The sequence below is a fragment of the Sporosarcina sp. GW1-11 genome (assembly GCF_033088395.1).
Classification (GTDB): domain Bacteria; phylum Bacillota; class Bacilli; order Bacillales_A; family Planococcaceae; genus Sporosarcina.
Map to the genome: position 1 here is coordinate 47,232 of NZ_JAPMIW010000007.1, position 21,522 is coordinate 68,753.

At 39.6% G+C, this 21,522-nt stretch carries 25 protein-coding genes and 1 riboswitch; of the genes, 4 read left to right on the forward strand and 21 right to left on the reverse strand.

All coding sequences use genetic code 11. The features are described from left to right. Positions 1-308: 308 nt before the first annotated feature. From ORD22_RS06400 to comGA, 12 genes are all read right to left on the reverse strand, one after another. Positions 309-1,283, reverse strand: coding sequence for a N(5)-(carboxyethyl)ornithine synthase (locus ORD22_RS06400; protein WP_317645173.1), 975 nt, complete (start codon positions 1,281-1,283; stop codon positions 309-311). A gap of 435 nt (positions 1,284-1,718) precedes the next feature. Then, positions 1,719-2,291, reverse strand: coding sequence for a GNAT family N-acetyltransferase (locus ORD22_RS06405; RefSeq protein ID WP_317645099.1), 573 nt, complete (start codon positions 2,289-2,291; stop codon positions 1,719-1,721). A 216-nt stretch (positions 2,292-2,507) separates the two neighbouring features. Further along, positions 2,508-3,971: an aminomethyl-transferring glycine dehydrogenase subunit GcvPB gene (gene gcvPB / locus ORD22_RS06410; RefSeq protein WP_317645100.1), complete on the reverse strand. Its 1,464-nt coding sequence runs from the start codon at positions 3,969-3,971 to the stop codon at positions 2,508-2,510. After that, positions 3,964-5,310 carry an aminomethyl-transferring glycine dehydrogenase subunit GcvPA gene (gene gcvPA, locus ORD22_RS06415; RefSeq protein ID WP_317645101.1) on the reverse strand — a complete coding sequence of 449 codons (1,347 nt, stop codon included), beginning with the start codon at positions 5,308-5,310 and terminating at the stop codon, positions 3,964-3,966. The genes gcvPB and gcvPA overlap by 8 nt, the downstream gene beginning before the upstream one ends. Before the next feature lie 21 nt (positions 5,311-5,331). Continuing rightward, positions 5,332-6,432 (reverse strand): glycine cleavage system aminomethyltransferase GcvT, encoded by a 1,101-nt coding sequence (gcvT, locus tag ORD22_RS06420; protein ID WP_317645102.1) that lies wholly within the window; start codon positions 6,430-6,432, stop codon positions 5,332-5,334. 160 nt (positions 6,433-6,592) lie between these two features. Beyond that, a riboswitch (glycine riboswitch) is annotated at positions 6,593-6,685 on the reverse strand. Between the two features lie 136 nt (positions 6,686-6,821). Beyond that, complete coding sequence (locus tag ORD22_RS06425) at positions 6,822-7,328, reverse strand: shikimate kinase (protein ID WP_317645103.1); 507 nt, start codon at positions 7,326-7,328, stop codon at positions 6,822-6,824. Between the two features lie 162 nt (positions 7,329-7,490). Further along, positions 7,491-7,925, reverse strand: a complete 435-nt coding sequence (gene comGF / locus ORD22_RS06430) for a competence type IV pilus minor pilin ComGF (protein WP_317645104.1) — start codon at positions 7,923-7,925, stop codon at positions 7,491-7,493. Continuing rightward, positions 7,922-8,221, reverse strand: coding sequence for a hypothetical protein (locus ORD22_RS06435; protein WP_317645105.1), 300 nt, complete (start codon positions 8,219-8,221; stop codon positions 7,922-7,924). Before ORD22_RS06435 ends, comGF begins: the two co-directional genes overlap by 4 nt. Then, a complete protein-coding gene (locus tag ORD22_RS06440) occupies positions 8,214-8,675 on the reverse strand; it encodes a type II secretion system protein (RefSeq protein ID WP_317645106.1) in 462 nt (153 codons plus the stop codon). Before ORD22_RS06440 ends, ORD22_RS06435 begins: the two co-directional genes overlap by 8 nt. Next, the gene (comGC, locus tag ORD22_RS06445) at positions 8,656-8,985 is read right to left on the reverse strand and encodes a competence type IV pilus major pilin ComGC (RefSeq protein WP_317645107.1); all 330 of its coding nucleotides are present in this window, start codon (positions 8,983-8,985) and stop codon (positions 8,656-8,658) included. The genes ORD22_RS06440 and comGC overlap by 20 nt, the downstream gene beginning before the upstream one ends. Further along, a complete protein-coding gene (gene comGB / locus ORD22_RS06450) occupies positions 8,986-10,038 on the reverse strand; it encodes a competence type IV pilus assembly protein ComGB (protein ID WP_317645108.1) in 1,053 nt (350 codons plus the stop codon). It lies immediately after the preceding gene. After that, entirely contained in the window at positions 10,028-11,032 is a 1,005-nt protein-coding gene (gene comGA, locus ORD22_RS06455; RefSeq protein ID WP_317645109.1) for a competence type IV pilus ATPase ComGA, read from the reverse strand. Before comGA ends, comGB begins: the two co-directional genes overlap by 11 nt. Before the next feature lie 343 nt (positions 11,033-11,375). Between comGA and ORD22_RS06460 the strand changes: the two genes are divergently transcribed. Next, entirely contained in the window at positions 11,376-11,618 is a 243-nt protein-coding gene (locus ORD22_RS06460; RefSeq protein WP_317645110.1) for a DUF2626 domain-containing protein, read from the forward strand. A gap of 61 nt (positions 11,619-11,679) precedes the next feature. On the opposite strand, the gene ORD22_RS06465 is transcribed toward ORD22_RS06460, so the two are convergent. Further along, positions 11,680-12,315, reverse strand: coding sequence for an MBL fold metallo-hydrolase (locus tag ORD22_RS06465; RefSeq protein WP_317645111.1), 636 nt, complete (start codon positions 12,313-12,315; stop codon positions 11,680-11,682). A 158-nt stretch (positions 12,316-12,473) separates the two neighbouring features. On the opposite strand from ORD22_RS06465, the gene ORD22_RS06470 reads away from it, so the two are divergent. Continuing rightward, positions 12,474-12,656: a DUF2759 domain-containing protein gene (locus ORD22_RS06470; RefSeq protein WP_317645112.1), complete on the forward strand. Its 183-nt coding sequence runs from the start codon at positions 12,474-12,476 to the stop codon at positions 12,654-12,656. A 47-nt stretch (positions 12,657-12,703) separates the two neighbouring features. Here ORD22_RS06470 and ORD22_RS06475 read toward each other — a convergent pair whose 3' ends face one another. The 5 genes from ORD22_RS06475 to rpmG form a co-directional block, all read right to left on the reverse strand. Continuing rightward, on the reverse strand, positions 12,704-13,723 hold the full coding sequence (locus ORD22_RS06475) for a YqgU-like beta propeller domain-containing protein (protein ID WP_317645113.1): 1,020 nt from the start codon (positions 13,721-13,723) through the stop codon (positions 12,704-12,706). 66 nt (positions 13,724-13,789) lie between these two features. Further along, complete coding sequence (locus tag ORD22_RS06480) at positions 13,790-15,682, reverse strand: LTA synthase family protein (RefSeq protein ID WP_317645114.1); 1,893 nt, start codon at positions 15,680-15,682, stop codon at positions 13,790-13,792. A 129-nt stretch (positions 15,683-15,811) separates the two neighbouring features. After that, positions 15,812-16,009 carry a YqgQ family protein gene (locus ORD22_RS06485; RefSeq protein ID WP_317645115.1) on the reverse strand — a complete coding sequence of 66 codons (198 nt, stop codon included), beginning with the start codon at positions 16,007-16,009 and terminating at the stop codon, positions 15,812-15,814. Beyond that, positions 16,002-16,586, reverse strand: coding sequence for a 5-formyltetrahydrofolate cyclo-ligase (locus ORD22_RS06490; RefSeq protein WP_317645116.1), 585 nt, complete (start codon positions 16,584-16,586; stop codon positions 16,002-16,004). Before ORD22_RS06490 ends, ORD22_RS06485 begins: the two co-directional genes overlap by 8 nt. A 56-nt stretch (positions 16,587-16,642) precedes the next feature. Then, positions 16,643-16,792, reverse strand: coding sequence for a 50S ribosomal protein L33 (rpmG, locus tag ORD22_RS06495; protein WP_317645117.1), 150 nt, complete (start codon positions 16,790-16,792; stop codon positions 16,643-16,645). 174 nt (positions 16,793-16,966) lie between these two features. Between rpmG and ORD22_RS06500 the strand changes: the two genes are divergently transcribed. Both ORD22_RS06500 and ORD22_RS06505 read left to right on the forward strand, forming a co-directional pair. Continuing rightward, a complete protein-coding gene (locus ORD22_RS06500; RefSeq protein ID WP_317645118.1) occupies positions 16,967-17,320 on the forward strand; it encodes a hypothetical protein in 354 nt (117 codons plus the stop codon). After that, on the forward strand, positions 17,317-17,727 hold the full coding sequence (locus ORD22_RS06505; protein WP_317645119.1) for a hypothetical protein: 411 nt from the start codon (positions 17,317-17,319) through the stop codon (positions 17,725-17,727). The genes ORD22_RS06500 and ORD22_RS06505 overlap by 4 nt, the downstream gene beginning before the upstream one ends. Before the next feature lie 38 nt (positions 17,728-17,765). Here ORD22_RS06505 and ORD22_RS06510 read toward each other — a convergent pair whose 3' ends face one another. From ORD22_RS06510 to ORD22_RS06520, 3 genes are all read right to left on the reverse strand, one after another. Continuing rightward, complete coding sequence (locus ORD22_RS06510; RefSeq protein WP_411567627.1) at positions 17,766-19,931, reverse strand: peptidoglycan D,D-transpeptidase FtsI family protein; 2,166 nt, start codon at positions 19,929-19,931, stop codon at positions 17,766-17,768. A gap of 402 nt (positions 19,932-20,333) precedes the next feature. Continuing rightward, a complete protein-coding gene (locus tag ORD22_RS06515) occupies positions 20,334-20,942 on the reverse strand; it encodes a superoxide dismutase (protein WP_317645121.1) in 609 nt (202 codons plus the stop codon). Between the two features lie 87 nt (positions 20,943-21,029). Continuing rightward, complete coding sequence (locus ORD22_RS06520) at positions 21,030-21,512, reverse strand: DUF456 domain-containing protein (RefSeq protein WP_317645122.1); 483 nt, start codon at positions 21,510-21,512, stop codon at positions 21,030-21,032. Positions 21,513-21,522 lie beyond the last annotated feature (10 nt).

Consider the following 21,522-nt stretch of genomic DNA (forward strand, 5'->3'; position numbering starts at 1 on the left):
GACTATCTTTGAAAATAGATAGAAAAAATACCAAGAGTCGATGCAGCTTTGAATAGCTGCGACACTTGGTACAGTATATTACTTTTGGAAATTCAATTTAATATTTTACGACACGACCGGTTCAGTTAACATTAGAAAAGTAATGAATAAAACTTTCTAGTTCGTAAAGAGAAATTATTGTCCAATCTTATTTTGTTATTAAACAATAATGCCCCCACAGACTATGTCCTTCGATGGCAAGCAACAAACTAAAAAGACCAGAGATCCCATTATGGACCCCCTTGTTTTTTACATATTCCGGTAGTAATTTATTTAACGAATAAGCCTCTAGCTTCTCTGAATTCTGTAATATTTTTATCGAGAATATTACCTTTTTCGATGACAATTGCTTGGCGAACCATATCCGTCCAGTTGCCCTCAGAAAGCATATCTACCATTTCAGAAAATACTTCGCTCAACATATTTGTGACAGTATGTGGGAACATAGCTGGTGTATTATCCACTGCATAATGGATAATTCCATCTACTGTGTAGACTGGATCATCAATAGTTGAAGGACGGGAAGTCTCAATCTCTAAATTCGGATCACAACTTACGTCAACAATCATTGCACCTTTTTTAAGTTTCTTCAAATCTTCTTTATAGATGATTCTATCTGTTCTACTCGTATCCCACATGACACAGTTTACAAGCACATCATAATTATACATATTTTTTCTAAATAGGGATTCTAATTTTCTACCATATACATCAACATCTGCTCCTAAACCATGAAGAATTCTTAATACCCCTTTTGTCGTATGACCATTTCCAAGAACTGCAACTTTTGTTTCATACGGCATCTTACCACAGTATTGATACGATTGAATAATTGCAGCTTCTCCTGCAATTTCTCTATTGCGATAGAAAATATATCTTCCACCATCAAACATCTCTTCCCAAGCCATGACTGTATGATTTCCAGCTAACGCGGCATCAGTGAATTTGATATCCTGAACTGCATGTGCCCAACCGATCAACAGTTTGCCAGGTGGTATCTTATCAAAGAAATCAGCGTCTCCTAGTTTAACGTCCACAATCGCATCACATTCTAGTACACGATCTCTTGATACGATATGAACGCCATGAGCTGTATACTCTTCGTCTGAATAGCCTAAAACATCGCCATATCCTTCTTCAAAGTATAATTTGTCCACGCATTTAATTTGTGTTAAGTCCTTTGGAACTAAAGCTCTTCTCTTTTCATTATTTTTATGACTAATTACAAATCCAATCGTATAAATAGTAAAACCTCCATATAATTAGTATTGAAAATTACATTACGTACTTTGCAAAAAAGTCTTTATATTGAAAATAATAGAGATGGGGCAACATCTAATTCCAGACTATTTTAATTATACCATATAATTGAAAAATAAGTTATCTATATAGATACTAAACTTAATCAGAGGACAGGATAGACCGCCACACACATCTACTCATAACTCATTGTATAGTTCATATGAATGAAATCAAAAAAATCTATTGTTTCACAGAAGATTACACCAAGCACTAAAATGCTCGTAAGGATCCAATTTTCTCCTCAATTCATGATTACACTGTATAAGCAACTTAAGGCAATAACTAAAGCTGCATATTTCGCTCGCCATTTTTCAAAAATTGAAGAACTTTCATTACTCAAAATAACCCACCTCTACTTTCCCCACTAATTGATCGTGTTACATCATGTTTTTAATATTTCTTTTCACACTCGCCCACTCTTCTTTAGTAACGCTAAACATTACGGTGTGCCGGATTGTTCCATCTACACGAATCATATGATTCCGAAGAACACCTTCTTTTTTCGCCCCCATTCGTTCAATAGCTTGTTGGGAACGAATGTTTCTATGATCGGTTTTCAGTTGGACACGATTCAACTGTAATTCCTCGAAACAATGAGTGAGTAGTAAATATTTACATTCTGTGTTGATCGGCGTTCGCCAAAATTCAGGATTCAACCAAGTGTTCCCGATTTCCAAACGCTTATGGGCAATATTCATATCCATAAACCTAGTCGAACCGATGATTTTATTTGTTTCATTATGAATGATAACAAATGGATACTCACTGCCAAGTTCTTTCGCGCTGAGAGCTACCTGAACATAATTCTCCATGTCCTGTTGTGCGTTCATTGTATTCGTCATATGCGCCCATATCCGATCATCTTGCGCCACATCATAAAGGGCCTGCACATCGTCTTTCATCATCGCTCTCAGCGTAACTTGAATACCTGATAATAAAATCTCTTTCATAACGAATCCCTCGCAGTTAGTAGTATCATGTAATTTTGGCCTATTAGATTAAGTTATTATTTCTTAAAGAAAACGAATATCTACCTGGAAACAACTATAGTTAATCCGTTTATCACAAATATACTATAGATAACCAATTAAACCTTCCACCAGTAACATTCATAGGAACAAAAAATTCGCACCGCTTTACACGATGCGAATTTTTCTATTTACCTATTACGCTTCTTTCGTATAACGCAATACTGGCTTACGTGCAGCTTTTGTTTCATCCAAGCGACCAATAACTGTTGTATGTGGTGCTTCTTGGACGATTTCTGGATTCTCGTCTACTTCTTTAGCAATTTGAATCATTGCTTCGATGAAGTTATCCAATGTTTCTTTCGATTCTGTTTCTGTTGGCTCGATCATCATGCCTTCTTCTACGTTCAATGGGAAGTAGATGGTTGGCGGATGGTAGCCAAAGTCTAATAAGCGTTTCGCCATATCAAGTGTACGTACACCAAGTTTCTTTTGGCGACGGCCAGACAAGACGAATTCGTGTTTACAATGCTGTGTATATGGAAGGTCGAAGTATGGCTCTAGGCGACGCATCATATAATTCGCATTGAGTACCGCATATTCCGTAACAGCTTTCAGGCCATCTGGACCCATAGAACGGATATATGTGTAAGCACGTAGATAAATACCGAAGTTACCGTAGTATGGCTTCACGCGCCCAATTGATTGAGGCACATCGTAGTTCAAGACAAAACGATCGTCCACTTTTGTGATAACTGGTTTCGGCATAAATGCTGCGAGTTCGTCCGTTACGCCGACAGGACCAGAACCTGGACCGCCACCACCGTGAGGACCTGTGAACGTTTTGTGCAAGTTCAAGTGAACCGCATCAAAGCCCATGTCTCCAGGACGTGCTTTAGACATAACTGCATTCAAGTTCGCGCCGTCATAATAAAGTTTACCGCCAACTCCATGAACAACTTTCGCCATTTCAAGAATTTCTTCTTCAAATAGACCAAGTGTATTCGGGTTCGTCAACATCAATGCTGCTGTATCGGGCCCAACTTTCGCTTTTAAGTCTTCCAAATCTACTAAACCATTATCATTGGACTTTACTGTCACCGTATCAAAACCAGCAACGGTTGCCGATGCAGGATTTGTACCGTGAGCGGAGTCTGGTACTAGAACTTTCGTACGTGCTGTGTCGCCATTCGCTTCATGGAATGCACGAATCATCATCAATGCTGTCCATTCACCGTGTGCTCCAGCTGCGGGTTGTAGCGTCACTTGAGACATGCCCGTAATTTCAGCTAAATGCTCCTGCAAATCATACGCTACTTCCAAAGCGCCTTGCACCGTAGACTCATCTTGTAATGGGTGAATACGCGCAAATCCCGGGAATCGAGCAACAGCTTCGTTGATTTTCGGATTGTACTTCATCGTACAAGAACCGAGCGGATAGAATCCTGTATCGACTCCATGGTTACGGTTGGATAGCGCTGTATAGTGGCGCATAATATCTAGTTCCGACACTTCCGGTAGTTCTGCATCTTCTGTACGAATCAGTTGCTTCGGTAAAATAGAAGATACATCTAGTTCCGGTACATCTAACTCAGGTAAACTGTATCCGACACGTCCAGCTTTAGATATCTCAAAAATGAGCGATTGATTTTCTTTATGCATGGATAGCCTCCAGTTCTTGCACGAATGCATCGATTTCTTCTTTAGTACGTTGTTCCGTCACAGCGATTAATGCGTGATTTGCTAAGTTTTCATCTATCAAGCTTAAATCATAACCTCCGATGATGCCTTGCTCAAGCAAACGCTTATTCACTTCTTTAATAGGAGATTTTAAATCTACGACGATTTCATTGAAATGAGCTGGACCAAACTTCACGTTGAATCCTGCTTTTTCAAATGCTTGACGTGCGTAGGCTGTCTTCGCGATGTTTTGATACGCGATTTCCTTTATGCCTTCTTTACCAAGAGCTGTCATCGCAACAGAAGCTGCCAAAGCCGTTAATGCTTGGTTCGAACAAATATTAGACGTCGCTTTTTCCCGACGAATATGCTGCTCACGTGCTTGCAACGTCAATACATACCCCCGACGTCCTTGATCGTCAGTTGTTTCTCCAACTAAACGGCCTGGCATTTTACGCATCAACTTTTTCGTTACAGCGAAATAACCACAGTGCGGACCACCGAATGATTCCGCAATACCAAATGGCTGTGCGTCACCGACCGTAATATCCGCACCTAACGCTCCTGGAGGTGTCAATAGACCAAGTGCTAACGGATTAGCTGAAACAACAAATAATGCGCCATTTTCGTGTGCAATATCGCCCATTACTTGAAGATCTTCTACTTGACCGAAGAAGTTCGGGTATTGAACGAGTACCGCAGCAGTTTCATCATCAATTAATTCCTTCAACTTTTCTACGCACGTGACACCGTCTGTATGTGGAATCGTCACGACTTCAATCGATTGTCCATCCGCATACGTTTTAACAACTGCTTGGGACTCCGCATGTACTGTAGAAGACACGAGCAACTTCTTACGGCGTGTATGACCAGCCGCAAGTGTTCCTGCCTCTGCCAATGAAGTTCCGCCATCATACATCGAAGAGTTGGCAAGATCCATGCCTGTCAATTCACAGATCATCGTCTGGAATTCAAAGATCGCCTGCAATTCACCTTGCGAAATTTCCGGTTGGTATGGTGTATACGCTGTATAAAACTCAGAACGTGAAATGACATGATCGACAATGATTGGTCGGTAGTGATCGTAAACACCCGCACCTAAAAACGAAGCATAGTCTTGCGCGTTACTATTCTTCGCAGCTAAACGACCCAATTCTTTCAATAAAGATGTTTCAGATTTCGCTGGTTTAATCTTATATTCCCCTGTAAACCGAACCGCTTCAGGAATGTCTGAGAATAATTCATCGATGGAAGAAACTCCGATTGTTTCGAGCATTTCTTTCTGGTCTTGCTCCGTCATTGGAAGATAACGATGCTTCATAATAGTTTTACCCCTTTTCGCTTATGATCTTTTATAGAAAGGTGTGCCAATCACTTTGGCTTTTAAACGTTTTGAACGAATTTCTACTTCCACTTCTGTACCTAGCTCCGTCAACTCTGTAGTAAGTAGCGCAAAACCGATATTCTTCTTTAATGTAGGAGATTGCGTTCCTGTCGTCACTTCTCCAACTTCTGTCTCACCGGAATAGATTTTGTAGCCCGTACGTGGAATCCCTTTATCAATCATTTCAAGACCAACCAATTTACGTTTCAACCCTTGTTCTTTTTGCTTCTTCAATGCTTCTTTACCGATAAAGTTTTGTTCTTTGTTTAACTTCACAACGAATCCAAGACCTGCTTCTAAAGGAGAAATGTCCTCTGACAATTCTTGACCATATAACGGCAATCCCGCTTCAAAACGCAATGTGTCACGCGCGCCAAGTCCTGCTGGCACCACGCCTTCCTCTTCCCCTGCTTGCAAGATTTTTGGAAATAGTGTTTGAATCGCTGTTGGAGAACCGTAGATTTCAAAACCATTCTCTCCTGTATACCCTGTACGTGAAACGAGTACATCTTCCCCGCCCACTTGTACATTCTCTTTAAAACGGAAGAACTTGATCTCTTCTAATGGCTCATCTGTTAATTTTTGCAGTATATCTTGCGCTAAAGGACCTTGCAGTGCAAGTAATGCATAATCAGCTGATTGGTTTTCAATAACAACATTTTCTGTCTGTTGCTTTTTCATCCAGGAAACATCTTTCTCGATATTAGATGCATTAACAACTAATAAATAGCGTTCTTCAGCCAGTTTATAGATTAGGAAATCGTCAATTGTACCGCCGTCCTCATTACACATCACTGTATATTGCGCTTGACCAATCTGTAGCTTCGATACATCATTTGTCACTAGCATCTGCAAGTATTCAAGCGACCCACTACCTGTAACAAGAACTTCGCCCATATGGGACACATCGAAAAGACCCGCTTTCGTACGGACTGCTTCATGCTCTGCTTTAATGCTTGAAAACTGCACAGGCAATTCCCAGCCGCCAAAGTCGATTGTCTTTCCTCCATACTCTTTGTAACTTTCAAATAAGGGCGTACGCAATAGTTGATTTGTCAAACTGCTTCCTCCTTTATCATCTGATCCTATAGACCAGTAGGTAATACATAAAAAAGGACAGAGGTCTCCTATAGTAAGAGACCCCTGTCCTTTTGCCTGAAAGCTTTACAGTTTCCATACTTTCTTCGGCCGCCGATTGACTCGGCACTCTCCAGAGATGCGTCATGTATGCGTTTTGTTACCTGAGAGATTCATAACATTCGTTACTTGCTCCTTCGGCGGCGCCCAATGCGCGCTCTCCCCATACAATCATTCGCATTATTTAATTAATTGTTTCTTCACAGATATCTTAACATTTCATAGAAGTAAGCGCAATCTATTTCTAATAAAGGAAATAAGACGAATGATAAGATGAAAAAACACTACATCATTCGTCTTATGAAATGTCATTACTTATATCTTTCAATTTGAAAAATAATATACTCAGCAATATCCGTCAATGATTTACCTGTAGTTTCTACTGTAAAATGACATGCCTGTAAATACTTTGGTTTTCGTTTTCTATACAGTGTTTCCAATTCTTTGCGTGAAGACTGCTGCACAATGGGGCGATTAACATCTGTCGAGATTCTTCGCCAAATATCGCGGAACGATGCATTCAGGAAAAACACAATTCCGGTTTCTCGCATAAGTTGTATATTTTCTTCTTTCACCGCCACACCGCCGCCTGTTGCGATTATGCAATACTCTTCTGGAAACGACCGTAAAAATTCCGTTTCTAGCTCGCGAAAGTGCGGTTCTCCGTACTTTTCAAAAATTTCAGGTATCGTCAGTTGCATTTGTTCTGAAATTTCATGATCCATATCATAGAAAGGTATATGTGTCAGCGTATGTAGCCGTTTCCCAATCGCACTTTTCCCGCACCCCATAAATCCTACTAAGTAAACCCTTTTCATAGTCAACCATCCCGTTTCATTAATTTGACCGCCTGTTGTTTATAATGACTTTCCACCGAGTCATATATCCCGTATAACCTATCATGCCATGAAACGAGGGAGAAAAGAAAGAGACTTACGAAAAAAAGTAGAACAATGGCGAAAATAAATGATCCTCCTCTCTCATTGTGATGATATTCCAATCGCAAACGTCCCTTCTTTTTTAATTCCATTTGTTTTTTCAACCATTATCTTTAAGCGATTGCCTTCTACTAAAAAGTTAGCAGATCGTAAATCGACTAATAAGGGCACATGACCTTCTCCGTTTACTAACTTACGGATCATTTGCTGGTATACTTGAAGTGTAATCCGTCCTCTCTCCGTGTGAAAGGTGAAACTAGTAGTTCTAGGTTGTTCTATTACGTGGACTTCCTTCAATAATTCTTGAACTTCTAGCGAGAAAACTTCCCATTCGCTGAGAAAATCATTTTGATAGCTAGATTGTACAGGCTCTTTCCAATGAAAGAATAATAGAGTGAGTTGTATTAGAATTGTAAATATGAGTAGATGAATCATACTTTCGAATAACGAAAATCCTTTCTCATCGATTCTTTTCATACGCTCACACAATAGTTACCAGGACCTCGTAAATCTTCATATATCACACAAATTTCTTCGTTATTTACTGTCCATTGATATTCCAATTCTTCATGCGTGCGCACTCCCGCCATTTGGCCACTTGCACGATAGTGAATTGCCGCCTGATAACTAGTTTGAGCGGCTATCATCATATGTTTTTTTGCTACTACAGAAGTCGTTAGCTTCATCGCCATTGGTAAAAGTGAGCTAAAAATAATCATGATGATGGCTAAAGATAACATAGCTTCCGGCCACGACTGCCCTTTTTCATTCATTGATTATCATTCTACCCCTTTCAAATTGAAAACTGATTGTTCTATTTCCCAGAGTCTTTGTGATAATCGTCATTTTGCCCGTAGGAGATAAATTACCATTGGGCATAAAATATAATTCCTTTAAATTTGTGTCGCTCCCCCTCCTCATACCTGTAGGAAACTGACCTTCTACTATCACCGTTTGATCTTCTTTTAAAGATTTATAAACGGTTCCATCTTCGAAAAATGTCATACGTATTGGTTCACCATGAGTTATTGCATATAATTGTGTCTCATGAACAGCTACTATGAATCCTTTTAGTGCATCCTCTTCTGAATTTTTATGCAAACGTTTGTCACTGAATGGCAGAATAACACCGGTCATAATGACGACAATGGATAATACTAATAGTATCTCTAGAAAAGTGAATCCATGTTCTTTTCTCCATTTTGATTTAACCGCCCGTTTTATCAACAGTCACCTTTCCTTCTGCATCAATCGCGATCGCACTTCCATCTGGACAAGCAGGCTCCTCTGGTAAATAGTCACCATCTGTTAACAACGTTATTGTTGGAATCTTTTTCTTATCCATTTTATATGCTTGTATTTGCCCTTCCACCATTTTCACATATGCTTCACAGCCTTTTTCATCTATTGATTTGGAATGCTTTGTTACGTTTGGAATCGCAATTAAAATTAAGACCGTAATGATCAACAAAACGATCATCATCTCTATCAAAGTAAATCCTTTTTCGTTCTTTATCAATTTGGTTTTCCTCCTCATTTAGATACCGTCTATCATCTTGTATACAGGTAATAAAATCGATAAATACGACAGCAAAATACAAATAGCCAATATGCCGAATAGGGCGGGTTGCAATATTGTAATCCATCGATTCATTTTCTCTTCTAATTGCTCACCTGTATGTTCACTGTAAATCATTAATTCTTTAGAAAGATATCCTGTGTCTGCACCATGTTTAGCAAAGTCCGCCAGTCGATTGGAAAGACCATCCGTTAATCGAATCGCTTCATGTAATGGTTCTCCATAAATCACATAGTTACTTAGCTGTCCCGTAATTTCTGCTAAAATTGGATCTTCCGTTTGTTCTTTTAAGACACCTAAAGCGCTTTGCAATGACAAGCCTGACTGCAAAAGACTTCCTAATTCACTCGCAAAGTCTCTCGTTTTCATATCACAAAAAAACGAACCCGCTAGTGGTACTTTTAAAAACTTTCGTAAGATTTGAGCAGCTGTTAATCTCTTAATCCAAAACTTCATGACAACATAGCCTACAACTACTGAGATTGCTATGACTAGCAATAAATTAGGAATGGCAGATACAATATAAGGTAACAGCTGGACCACACCTGACTGTTCATCAGAACGCATGATTGATAAGGCTTCAAAGTTAGGCAAGAAAAATTGTCGGAACGCTACTAATAACAGTAGAAGAAATGAGAACAAAACAACCGGATAGGCTAATAGCTTTTGAATTTGCTTTTGTTTTTCTTCTCTACGATTAACACGATTTGCCACTTCATTCAGTGCACGAAGTAAATTTCCATCTACTTCTGCAATCGCTATAGGCAACATCATACTTTTACTGAAACCTAAGCTTTCCAATATATAGGAAACACCATAGCCACTCTTTAACTCTGTTTCTACCTGCTCAAGTCTTTCTACGTAATTTTTCGTATGATAAGGCAAAATCAAAATCAATCCTTCATGAAAGGTATACCCCTCTTCTAACAACACAGATAACCTATGGAGAAATTCAGCAGGTTTTACCAACTTTTTCTTGACTGATTTTTCACTAAAAAGATTACTCTCCATCGGCGCGTACCTGTTCATAAATCATTAGTTGTTTATCAATGTCTCCGAATTCTGAAGATGTAAATCGCTGCCCTTTTGTGATAGCTTCTGTCGCTTCTTCTACAGTAGACCCATTCAAAATCTCAAAAACTGCAGCTGTTTCTCCTGAAGGTTTGGTTATTAACCTTTGAGCTGAAATCGCAATAATCGTCTGTCGAAGTTCTTCTAAGTGAATGCCCAAATCTAATAAACGATATAAACAACCAATCGGATTTTTCGCGTGAATCGTAGTGAGCACTAGATGCCCTGTCAAGGCAGCTTCTACAGCAATCTTCGCTGTTTCCGCATCACGAATTTCTCCAATCATAATAACATCAGGTGAATGTCGCAAAATCGCTTTCAATCCAGCTGAATAAGTAATACCAGATCGTTCATTGACCTGGATTTGTAAGAGGTGACTGTGATTGTTCTCTACTGGATCTTCTAACGAAATGACGTGACGCTTTAATTCCGCTACACAATGAGATGTCAAAGAATATAATGTTGTCGTCTTACCAGAACCTGTTGGACCTGTGACGAGAAATAATCCTTGTTTATTCGATATCGCTTCAGATAATTGCTTGCTCCAATCAGTATTCATACATAATTGATGAAGGGGAACGATCTTGTCATGTTTTTGGATGCGTATCGCGACACTTTCTCGCAATTGAATAGAAGGTATGGTGGAAACACGAAACGAGAAGTTTTGGTCAGAAAATGACCGGTGAAAGGACCCGCTTTGAGGTCGTCGCTGTTCGCTAATGTCCAAAGACGATAAAAACTTGTAAAATGAAATTAAGCGGCCACCCAGTGTTTGAGGAAATTGGCCAATTTTCGAGAATATTGCCTGCTTGCGGATCGTCACGTCATAGCCTTCAGCAGTCGGTACAAAATGGATATCTGTTGCATCCGATTGGATAGCTTTCTCCAACAGCTGAAAACACGTTTTTTCAATTGGATTTTCGTTAACCTCCATAATTCTCTCCTTTCTCTAATGAATGGAAGACCACTTTCCATCTTAAAATGGAGTATACAACGGAAACTAATTGTTTAAAAACAACCAACAATTACATCAATTCAATTTTACCTATAAATATCACACCAAAATTCATTTCTTACGCCACATTTGAACTCAAAAATGAATTTTCATATTATTTTCATTCGATATTCTGGTATACTAGAGAAAGCTATTGTCTGCGTCACCCGCGCAAGTACACTCTTTTGTCACAATGTAAAATTGATTGGAGTTTACTTTTAGGCTGACGTTCTATTATAATGGATAAGAGCTTATTGTATTGTTGTGAAGGAGGGACTTGTAGATGGATAATATGTTCAAACTTTGTGGATTCTGGACAGGTATTTTTGCAGTTATGTTCTATGTAGGACATATGGTACCTGCATCTTTACTGATGGTCGCAAGTACGATTTTCTTTATACTACTTGGATATTTGAAAATTTCAGAGCGTATGTACGTATACTTATTCGGAGCATACTTGATGATCTTTATGGTTGGTTTCAGTTACTATTCCATTTTTATTCACGTACCAGGTGGAGGACACTAATCTGTACATACAAAAAACAGCCTTCTTTTAGAAAGCTGTTTTTTGTTTTTCTTATTTTCATTTAAAAACCATTCAAGTAAGGGTTTGAATCTTTTTCACGTCCTGGCGTCGTAGCAGGTCCGTGTCCGGGGTAAATAATAAACTCATCATCAAGCGTTAATAACTCCTCATGGATAGAAGTTAGCAAAGTCTCTGTATTACCACCTGGCAAGTCCGTACGCCCTACGCTCCCTTGGAACAATGTATCCCCTACGATAGCGAATCCGTCATCTTCAAAAATGTAACTGACGCTTCCTGGCGAATGTCCAGGTGTATGGCGCGTCCCCATCGTAAATGGCCCTACTTGCAACGTCTTTTCCTCATCGAGTAAAATATCAGCCGGCTTACATACGACATCAGGTAGCACGGGATATTTAGCAGAACCATTCAACTCAGCGCTGGTCATCCATTTCTTTTCCGCCACATGCAAATACACCGGAATGTTATACGCTTCACGAACCGTATCTACCGCACCGATATGATCAAAATGTGCATGTGTCAGTAAAATCGCTAGCGGTTTCAGCGACAACTTACGCAGCTCTGCAAGTAACGCCTCCCCATCACTCCCTGGATCAAACACTAAACAATTTTTCTTTTCATCTTCCACTATATAGCAATTCGTCTGAATTGGACCGAGTGGATGTGTATGTATTCTCAAATAACTCACCTCAGTTTCTACTATAAATGATACCTGACACATATTTCAAACAATCGTCATTATTTAATCTCGACAAACAGTTTCTTTAACAGTACAATAGAGGAGGAATATTGCTTTACGGCATTCATTTTTTCACTGTTGAAAGGAGTGTCTTCTCAATGAATTTATTAGTAATCATTTTTGGATTGATTGCAATTTTAGCAGTCTTTGGAACGGTCCAAGCTTTTAAAGAGCGGAATCTAGTAAGTATAATTTTCAATGTGGTAACGGTTGTAGTTATCGGAGGATTTACGGTCGCTACTGTCATATATTCAGGATACCCGCCACAGCTACACAAATAAGTTCCAAAAAATAAGGACACCTCTCTTTTAGAGAGTGTCCTTATTTTTTATTCATTAATAATCAACCAATCTACCGTCTCGCCTGTTTCTAGCTGAAGCAACGTTTCGAAGCGATTGCCAGTCAGACATGTATAGGCTGACGCGCAACTGAGTAAACTAGACTCTATATCAACTTCATACCGCTTCACTTCTTTACTATGTTGTACATGATGAACGAACGCTGTCGGAGTTGCAGATGTTTGATTGGTAGTTGACATAATAATATTATCCTCGTCTATCATCTCTACATTCTCAACTACTTGCGTCGGATCTTCAGAAATCCACGTACTTATCTCTTCTCCCTCTACATCAAATAACTTATAATTCGACGTTTCGTCTTCGAATACTACGAGTAAGAGTTGAGTAGACGAAGCATGAAATTGATTAGCCTCTGGTGCAAGTATTTTCTTTTCATTTGTTTCTAGCGTCTCTTTTACTAGCGCTGTATCTTCTATATACACAACGTCTTTTCCGCCTAACCACTGCGGAAACGGATCAGCAAGTGTTATAGGAGTGACCGCTTGTTCTTTTGCGTCGTACAGATACATTTGATAGCTCCAATCGTCCGCAAAAGCGGATAGCAATAGCTCGGATGGGTCAACGGGATTCCAATTAATCTCTAGTTCTGAAGATTCGACTACTAATTCATCTAGCACTTGTGCTTCGTTTGTAAAAACAATAATGTTCGCTTCGGTAGATTTATCTGCTGTTTTTACAAGAAACTGTTGTTTAGACGGATGAATGAGCACTTCTGAAATAATAGCGGGATTTGTGTACAATGTTTCAACTTCGCCCGTTACGATATTAAACGTCTGTAAGCGATCTTCTTCTTCCTGATGAACGACAAAACCAATCGTTTGATCATCGAGCCATCCCGCCACAAAGCGAAACTCTTCCTCTGACACATTCACTGTCTGAGTCACCACTTCTTCCTCAACGGATGATGTAGGTTCCGGCGCTTCGACTTCTTGTTGCTGACAACCGAGCAGAAAAATCGTTGCTATGGTCGGCAAAATTATTCGCTTCACAACATCCCCCTCTTTTCTATGTATAAAAAAAGCTGCACGGCATAGATAGCCGTGCAACTTATAGCATTATTTTCTTTCTTTCAACTCTGGACTACCTTCTGGTTGCTCTTTGAATCGAAGCAAGTCCCCGATGATAAGTGCATCTGAATAATTCAGTTCAGTCGTAGCACGCTCTACATACGGCTCACAATGCGCTTGATCTGTCGGCTCTCGAGTCTCAACATCGTAGCAAACTTCCTGTGCGTAGATATATTTATCCGTTATTAAACGTCCATCACGGAAGATTACGAAAGGCTCATGGTCCGGTGAGAACACATCAGAACCAAATTGCATATCTGATTTCGTATCAATACCTAGCAAGTGCAAGATTGTTGGACGAATATCGAGCTGTCCAGCAAGTTCTTCCATCTTCTTACCTTCACCAAAACCCGGGATATGGATAAACATTGGTACCTTTTGTAATTCAGCATTGTCTAATGGCGTAATTTCTTTATCCATATACATGCCCATTGCTTTATTATGGTTTTCCGAAATTCCGTAGTGATCCCCATACATTACAATAATCGAATTATCATATAATCCACTTTCTTTCAGATCAGCAAAAAATTCTTTCACTGCTTCATCCATATAGCGAACCGTTTGGAAATACTTATTCAACGTATTAGAATTCGATGTATATTCAGGAATTAACTTATCTTCTTCATCCAAATCAAATGGGTGATGGTTTGTTAATGTAATCATACGCGTTTCAAATGGTTGTGGCATTTCCTTCATCAATTCTACTGATTGATGGAAGAACGGAATATCTTTCATCCCCCAGTTGACTGCTTCACCTTCACCAATTGTATAGCTATCTACATCATAGAACTTTTGAACATCTAATGCCTTATACATAATGTCACGGTTCCAGAAACTTTTACTATTCGGATGCATAACGCTTGTAAAATACCCATTCTCGCCCATACGTTCTGATAGAGAATTGTATGTGTTCCCGCTGTTCGTGAAGAATACTGCACTGCCGTTACGGCCATACAAAGAATTCTCTACGATGAACTCAGAGTCCGATGTCTTCCCTAAGCCTGTTTGATGATAGAAGTTATCAAAGTAAAATGTATCTTTATCGTTTGTCAGTTCATTCAGGAATGGCGTGATCACGTGGCCGTCCATTTCATTGTTAATGACAAAGTTTTGTAAAGACTCAAGTGAAACAATAATTACGTTACGACCTTTCGCTGTACCGAACATTTTCGGATCCGGTTGTGCGTGATTGGCTTTCACATAGTTTTCGATTTCAGTTAGTTCTGTACCGTCAGCAAATGTTCGTTGTGCGTGTGACTTCGATTGAACGAATAAATCATATAGATGATAGTTATATGTTCCGATGTTTTTCACTAGTAGCTCACGGTCGAAGCTACGTGTCAACAACTGCGGACGTTGCGCTTCGGCCATAGCCAAGTTGAACATCAATAACGTTGCCGTAGCTGCGAAATACACTTTGCGTCCTAATTTTCTTTCCGTCAGTTGTATAGCCTCTTGCGGAATCAACTTAATCGCTAGATAAACGATCAGTACATCCGTAAAGAAAAAGACATCTAGAAAACGCATATTCTCTGTAATTGAAGAACTTAAATCTGCAAAGTTACTCGTCTGGAACAATAGTGGAATCGTAATAAAGTCTGTAAAGAAACGATAGAATACTGCGTTACTAAACATGACTACTGAAGTTAAGATACTGATAGTTAAAATATAACGATTACGTGTTCTAGTCTTTTTAATAAATAGCGCAATCCCATAAATAAACAGCAAAAATGCCAATGGGTTAATAAATAATATAAATTGTTGCATAGCATTATCGATTTTCATATTGAAACTTGTGAAATACCCAATATAGGTAGTCAACCAAGTAGCGATCACAGCGATAATGAGTACGGAATGCTTTGGCCATGAAATCTTTCTCATTCCATCTCTTCCTTTCATATCTGTTTCTAAACTATCTCGTAGCTTGTTTTTGCTTACTGAATTATAGACGTTTGGCTGCGTGAAAAGTTTCACATATCGAGTCAAATGAGTAGATTCTCCTATATATGGTTAACGTGTATCCGTTTTATTAATTTCTCTACGCAAAATTAATAGCGCTTGTAGATACGTTTGCTTATCAATAAATTGATGATCATATAGCTCTTTCACTTCGGACTCCATCACCATACTATCTTGTCTTTTATTACCTGTATAAATAATGACTCCAAACTTTTTAAGCAATTGGAGTACGTCGTAAAACTCATTCATAGTTTTCACGTGCTTTCTGACAGTCTATTATACGTTCTTCAGTAAATATATATGAAACCGGTACATCATGAGATTCTTTCTCTATAGTATCGGTTATTTGTCGTTCAAATGCCAATGATACCTTCTGAAAAGGATAGTCAACTAAGTATCGATCGTAGTAGCCGCCACCAAAACCAATGCGGTAGCCTTGCTCTGAATAGACGACACCTGGCACAATTTGCAGGTCAATTTCTTCAGGTGCAACTGATGTTGTAGAGTCAACACGCGGCTCTAGTAAATCCATATAGACCGTCTCTGTCTGATGAAACGAATCGATTAGACGAAAATCCATTTCTCTAGTAGCAGCGATGCATTTCGGAATCGCAATTCGTTTTCCAGCTTGCCAAGCGATTTCAATCAAATGATGCGTTGCTACTTCCGGAAATCTAGAAAGTGTGATTCCGATCGTTCGTGCATTCTTAAATTCATCCGAAGCAAGAAACTTTTCATGTATCATTGCTGATTTTTGTTCGTGATCAGATGGAGTTAATTGATGTAATTGCTTCAACACTTGGTTTCGATGATGGTGCTTTTCCATTTTCGCTACCTCCCGTAAGAAAAAACCAAAACCGAAGCAGGTTTTGGTTTTAGTAATTATTTCGTTTCACGGTGCAACGTGTGCTTTTTTTCACGTGAGCAATATTTGTTCATTTCAATACGCTCTGGATTGTTACGCTTGTTTTTCTTTGAAATATAATTACGCTCTGCACATTCTGTACAAGCGAGTGTAATATTTACGCGCATTACTGTCCCTCCCACTCATTAGCGATAGATATAAAATAAAACATGAGCATGATCTATACGACTAATAAATTATACCATATATTTTTTCATTGTACAGCAGAAATATTCAAATATCATTCATCTGACGCTTATGGTATTATGTAGAAAACTCTAGTTATTTTGGAGGTACATACTATGGACATCCCTTTATTATTACTTATTATCGGTATAATTGCTATCGTTGCCTCTTTTTTCGTAGGCAGCAATACCCGGGTGTTGGAAGACGAATTGGAAAAGGTTTCAATTAGCCTTTATCAAGAAACGAGTAATCTAAAAAAGCGCGTGCGAGTGTTAGAAGAGGAATTAATGATTGTTGCACCAGCACAAGAGACATTTGCGGCACCTAAAAAACCGATTCATGCAATTATTGTCAATCAAATCACTTCATTGCATAGTCAAGGCTACACCATCCCTGAAATTTCGCAGAGGTCGTCTCTTGCAGAAGCAGAAGTCGTCGCCGTACTGCGCTCTAAAGGAGTACACTTATGATTAGACAAGTTTTACGAACAGTTGGCATCGGCTGTTTACTAGCGGGCGGTATTTTATATTTGGTCAATACTCCGCAAGGAACGGATGCCTCTTTAGAAAAAGAATTGACTGCGATTCAAAAAGAATTGGCCCTCGTAAAAAAGGAATTAGCAATCTCTCAAACGGTTTCATCAAAAACACCTAATTCAACAAAATTTACTAACGGTCGCGAGTTCACCGTAGCTCCTGGAACGGCTTCTTCTGATTTATCTAAGAAGCTAGAGCAAGAGAAGTTTATCGAAGACGCGAAGAAATTTGATGCTTATATGGAAGAGAATAACTATACTGACAAAATGAAGTCCGGCACGTTCATGCTATACGACGGCATGAGATTCCCAGACATCGCACGTGTGTTACTAGGATTATAACGGCAAAACAACCTCCTACAATGATGCAGGAGGTTGTTTTATTCTTCTACTTTTTTAATTTTAATCTCTGGTGAAGAAGATGTAATCGCTTCTGCACTACGCTGCCTTTTCAAATCAAAGAATACATCTAATGCTTCTCTCGCAATCTCGCTCGCTGTTGCGGAAGGATAGCGTTTGGTATTCGTTGAGATATACGGCACAATCACCGAATAAGCAACTTGTGGGTTTTTTGATGGCGCATAACCGACGTGAGATAAATTGATTGTCGGGATGACCGGATTTGATTTATTCCCTGTGTAGTAAAATGATTCAGCCGTACCTGTTTTTCCGGCACCGTCGTAAGAAGCGCCTGCTAGTAAGCCTGAAGCTGTTCCATTGTTACCGTAGTAGACATAATGCATACCCTTCTTCACTTGGTCGATTTCAGGTTGTGAATTTTTAATACGATTCAATACTTCTACCGGCTTTTCTTCAACTAACTCGCCGAGCACTTCTCCATCCGGTGAAGGTTCGCGAATTTCCTTGAGGATTCTCGGTGCAATCCGATATCCATCTGATGCGATCGTCGCTACATACTGTGCCATTTGCAACGGTGTGTACGTATCGAACTGTCCGATAGAAAAGTCAAGCAGCTTTCCGGGAATCGTTTCCGTGCCGGTTACACCCGTATATTCTCCTGGTAGATCAATTCCTGTCTTCACACCTAGGCCAAAGGAGGCGAAATTTTCTCGGAATGTATCAAATGCTTTCTTATCAATTGGCAAACCTTGTCCCGGTCGATACGTTGCATTCCCTAGTCCCATCGCAATGCGGAACATATAAACGTTGGAAGAACGCCCGATAGCAGAAATGTCATTTAGCGCTACGCGGCCATTCGGATTGAATAAAGATCGTTTGTAAGTGCCGCCGACATTAATCGGTTGGTCAATTTTCACTTCACCGATTCGTGCCGCACCTTCATGGTAACCCGTCAGCATTGTTGCCAATTTGACAGTGGAACCGACTTCATAGGCAGATGTGAACGTACCGAACGTATAATCTTGTATCGCCCATTTTCCAGTAGATTCATCTTTTACAACTTTTTTACCGACCAATGAAAGTATCTCACCATTATTCGGATCTAACATAACTAGGAAGGCAGATTCCAATGCGCTTGTGTTTGGTCCTTGTTTCAATCGCAACAATTTATTGGATACGATATTTTCTAACGCTTGTTGAAGATCAGAGTCGGTTGTTAAGACAAGATCTTTTCCTGGCTCTCCTTCTCTCACTGTCTTCGTTTCTATAACTTTTCCTGTTCGGTCTTTGATATTTTTCACAATTGCCTTCTGACCTTTTAATAAATCCTCATAGTATGATTCCAAGTAACTTCGACCGACACGGTCATTTCTGGAATAATCACGTGCTAGGAAGTAGTTTAAATGTGAACGTGGAATTCCTTCTAACGGACTCGTTGTAGAACCAAGAATCGCACTATCTGATTTTTTCACACGAGACCAATCCGTTGTCGTATTGAAACCTGGTAATTCATCTAGTCTTTCAGATATAATAGCAAATTCTCTATCGGTCACACCATCATTTTTAATGATTTGCGGTGAATAAGCGTAACCTGCCATCATTTCTCGATAAATCGCGAGAACCTTTAAGTCTTCAGCAGTTAACGAAGCCAGCTCTTCATCTGTTATTCGATCTCGCGTCAGTTGGTTGATTTGTCTCTGTATATCTCTTTTAGACAACTTATCATTTTTACTTAAGTCAATTTGTTCTTGCTTGGATACTTTTTCAGCGGCTTTTTCAGGGTTCAACAAAATCCAAAAATCTCGCTTATCCCCCATTGTTACACGTTTCGTGTCTTGGTCTATCCATTTAGATATTTTCCTAGCAAGTTCCAACATCTCTTTTGTAGTAGTAGAAGATGTCTTCGTATATGTAATTGCATTTTTCGCTTCATTATCTATTAGTACTTGACCATAGCGATCATATATTCTTCCTCGCGGGGTACTTGTGTTGACGGCAATTTCTTCCGTACGTTCAAGTGCACGTGTGTAATCTTCCCCTTTGACAATTTGCAAATAACCAAGACGGAATATAAGCAAAGAGAAAAGAGCAAAAATTGCAACGAAGAGGAAGTTCATTCGAAAAGGAATATGTTGACGATGATTAGCTTTCGGCTGATCCGTCTTTTTTTGGTTTATCTTCAACAGGAATCTCCTTTCTGTGAATTTGATATGTACGCTAAATTATAGCATGAAAACAACAACGTTGAAGTATATGTTGGAAATATCCACTGCATCTTCACAAAAGGGTTTTCTCTTTTGAGCCATCTAGCTACACGCGCCAGCTCCTCGGGACGTTTCAGACTAGCAGTAAAGGCAAAAAACGCCTTTATTGCTAGTCTTCCAACGCCTGTCGGAGCTAAACGGCGCATTTCGCTTTTGAGCCATCTAGCTACACGCGCCAGCTCCTCGGGACGTTTCAGACTAGCAGTAAAGGCAAAAAACGCCTTTATTGCTAGTCTTCCAACGCCTGTCGGAGCTAAACGGCGCATTTCGCTTTTGAATTAAAGAACACACATCTAGACGAACTAGATGTGTGTTAGGTTTCAATTATTTAGCTGCTTGGTAACGCTTTTCAACTTCGTCCCAGTTTACTACGTTCCAGAATGCTGAAATGTAGTCCGGACGACGGTTTTGGTAGTTTAGGTAGTATGCGTGCTCCCAAACGTCCAAACCTAGTAGTGGTGTTTTACCTTCCATGAATGGAGAGTCTTGGTTAGGAGTTGAAGAAACTTCTATTTCACCGTTGTTCACTGATAGCCACGCCCAGCCTGAACCGAAGCGAGTAGTTGCTGCTTTAGCAAACTCTTCTTTGAAAGCGTCAAAGCTACCGAACTTTTTGTCGATTGCTTCTGCAACTTCCCCAGTTGGGTTGCCGCCACCGTTCGGTGAAAGGATTGTCCAGAACAATGAGTGGTTTGAGTGTCCACCTGCATTGTTACGTACAGCTCCACGCTTTTCTTCTGGAACATTGTCCAAGTTTGCGATTAACTCATCAACTGGTAAGTTAAGAAGTTCATCATGACCTGCCAATGCATTGTTCACGTTTGTAATATACGTGTTGTGGTGTTTCGTGTGATGAATGTTCATCGTTTCTTTGTCGATGTGTGGCTCCAACGCATCATATGCGTATGGTAGTTCTGGTAATTCATAAGCCATTTTCCATTCCTCCTCTAATTTATATCTGTTTTGTCCTACATCTTCACATTATCAAAATATGATGAATCATTCAATTAAAAGAGACTTTTATTGGAGAAAAATGAAGAAAATAATGATCATGATTGCCATGAGTACACCTTTTACAGCTACTGACGTCAAGAAACCGACAACAGAACCAACGCCCGTCTTGACTGATTGCTTGAGACCGGAACGCGTAATGACTAATTCTGCGATGATAGCTCCTAGGAATGGCCCTATTAAAATACCTGCCACTGGAATGACGAAAGGACCGATTAATAAGCCAATCGTACTGCCCCACATCCCGGCTTTACTGCCACCGAACTTTTTAACACCGACAAGGTTTGCCACGGTATCTGCACCAAATAATAACACGAGGAACATTACTTCAATAACCCAAAACAACCAAGTTAATTCGTCAAATGAAACAATTGCTCCATAAAGTAAGAATCCTGCGAACAGGAAGATAACGGAAGGAATGATGGGATAAATCAATCCGACAAACGCAATGACAAACATGACAATCGCTACAATCCAACCAATCCATAACATACCCATCAAT

Bases quoted from the DNA above. Each gene is read 5' to 3' on its own strand.
- ORD22_RS06405 (WP_317645099.1), bottom strand. From the start codon at position 2,291: ATGAAAGAGATTTTATTATCAGGTATTCAAGTTACGCTGAGAGCGATG.
- gcvPB (WP_317645100.1), bottom strand. From the start codon at position 3,971: ATGCATAAAGAAAATCAATCGCTCATTTTTGAGATATCTAAAGCTGGA.
- gcvPA (WP_317645101.1), bottom strand. From the start codon at position 5,310: ATGAAGCATCGTTATCTTCCAATGACGGAGCAAGACCAGAAAGAAATG.
- ORD22_RS06425 (WP_317645103.1), bottom strand. From the start codon at position 7,328: ATGAAAAGGGTTTACTTAGTAGGATTTATGGGGTGCGGGAAAAGTGCG.
- comGF (WP_317645104.1), bottom strand. From the start codon at position 7,925: ATGAAAAGAATCGATGAGAAAGGATTTTCGTTATTCGAAAGTATGATT.
- ORD22_RS06435 (WP_317645105.1), bottom strand. From the start codon at position 8,221: ATGAATGAAAAAGGGCAGTCGTGGCCGGAAGCTATGTTATCTTTAGCC.
- comGC (WP_317645107.1), bottom strand. From the start codon at position 8,985: ATGAGGAGGAAAACCAAATTGATAAAGAACGAAAAAGGATTTACTTTG.
- comGB (WP_317645108.1), bottom strand. From the start codon at position 10,038: ATGGAGAGTAATCTTTTTAGTGAAAAATCAGTCAAGAAAAAGTTGGTA.
- comGA (WP_317645109.1), bottom strand. From the start codon at position 11,032: ATGGAGGTTAACGAAAATCCAATTGAAAAAACGTGTTTTCAGCTGTTG.
- ORD22_RS06460 (WP_317645110.1), top strand. From the start codon at position 11,376: ATGGATAATATGTTCAAACTTTGTGGATTCTGGACAGGTATTTTTGCA.
- ORD22_RS06470 (WP_317645112.1), top strand. From the start codon at position 12,474: ATGAATTTATTAGTAATCATTTTTGGATTGATTGCAATTTTAGCAGTC.
- ORD22_RS06480 (WP_317645114.1), bottom strand. From the start codon at position 15,682: ATGAGAAAGATTTCATGGCCAAAGCATTCCGTACTCATTATCGCTGTG.
- ORD22_RS06485 (WP_317645115.1), bottom strand. From the start codon at position 16,009: ATGAATGAGTTTTACGACGTACTCCAATTGCTTAAAAAGTTTGGAGTC.
- ORD22_RS06490 (WP_317645116.1), bottom strand. From the start codon at position 16,586: ATGGAAAAGCACCATCATCGAAACCAAGTGTTGAAGCAATTACATCAA.
- rpmG (WP_317645117.1), bottom strand. From the start codon at position 16,792: ATGCGCGTAAATATTACACTCGCTTGTACAGAATGTGCAGAGCGTAAT.
- ORD22_RS06500 (WP_317645118.1), top strand. From the start codon at position 16,967: ATGGACATCCCTTTATTATTACTTATTATCGGTATAATTGCTATCGTT.
- ORD22_RS06505 (WP_317645119.1), top strand. From the start codon at position 17,317: ATGATTAGACAAGTTTTACGAACAGTTGGCATCGGCTGTTTACTAGCG.
- ORD22_RS06515 (WP_317645121.1), bottom strand. From the start codon at position 20,942: ATGGCTTATGAATTACCAGAACTACCATACGCATATGATGCGTTGGAG.
- ORD22_RS06520 (WP_317645122.1), bottom strand. From the start codon at position 21,512: ATGTTATGGATTGGTTGGATTGTAGCGATTGTCATGTTTGTCATTGCG.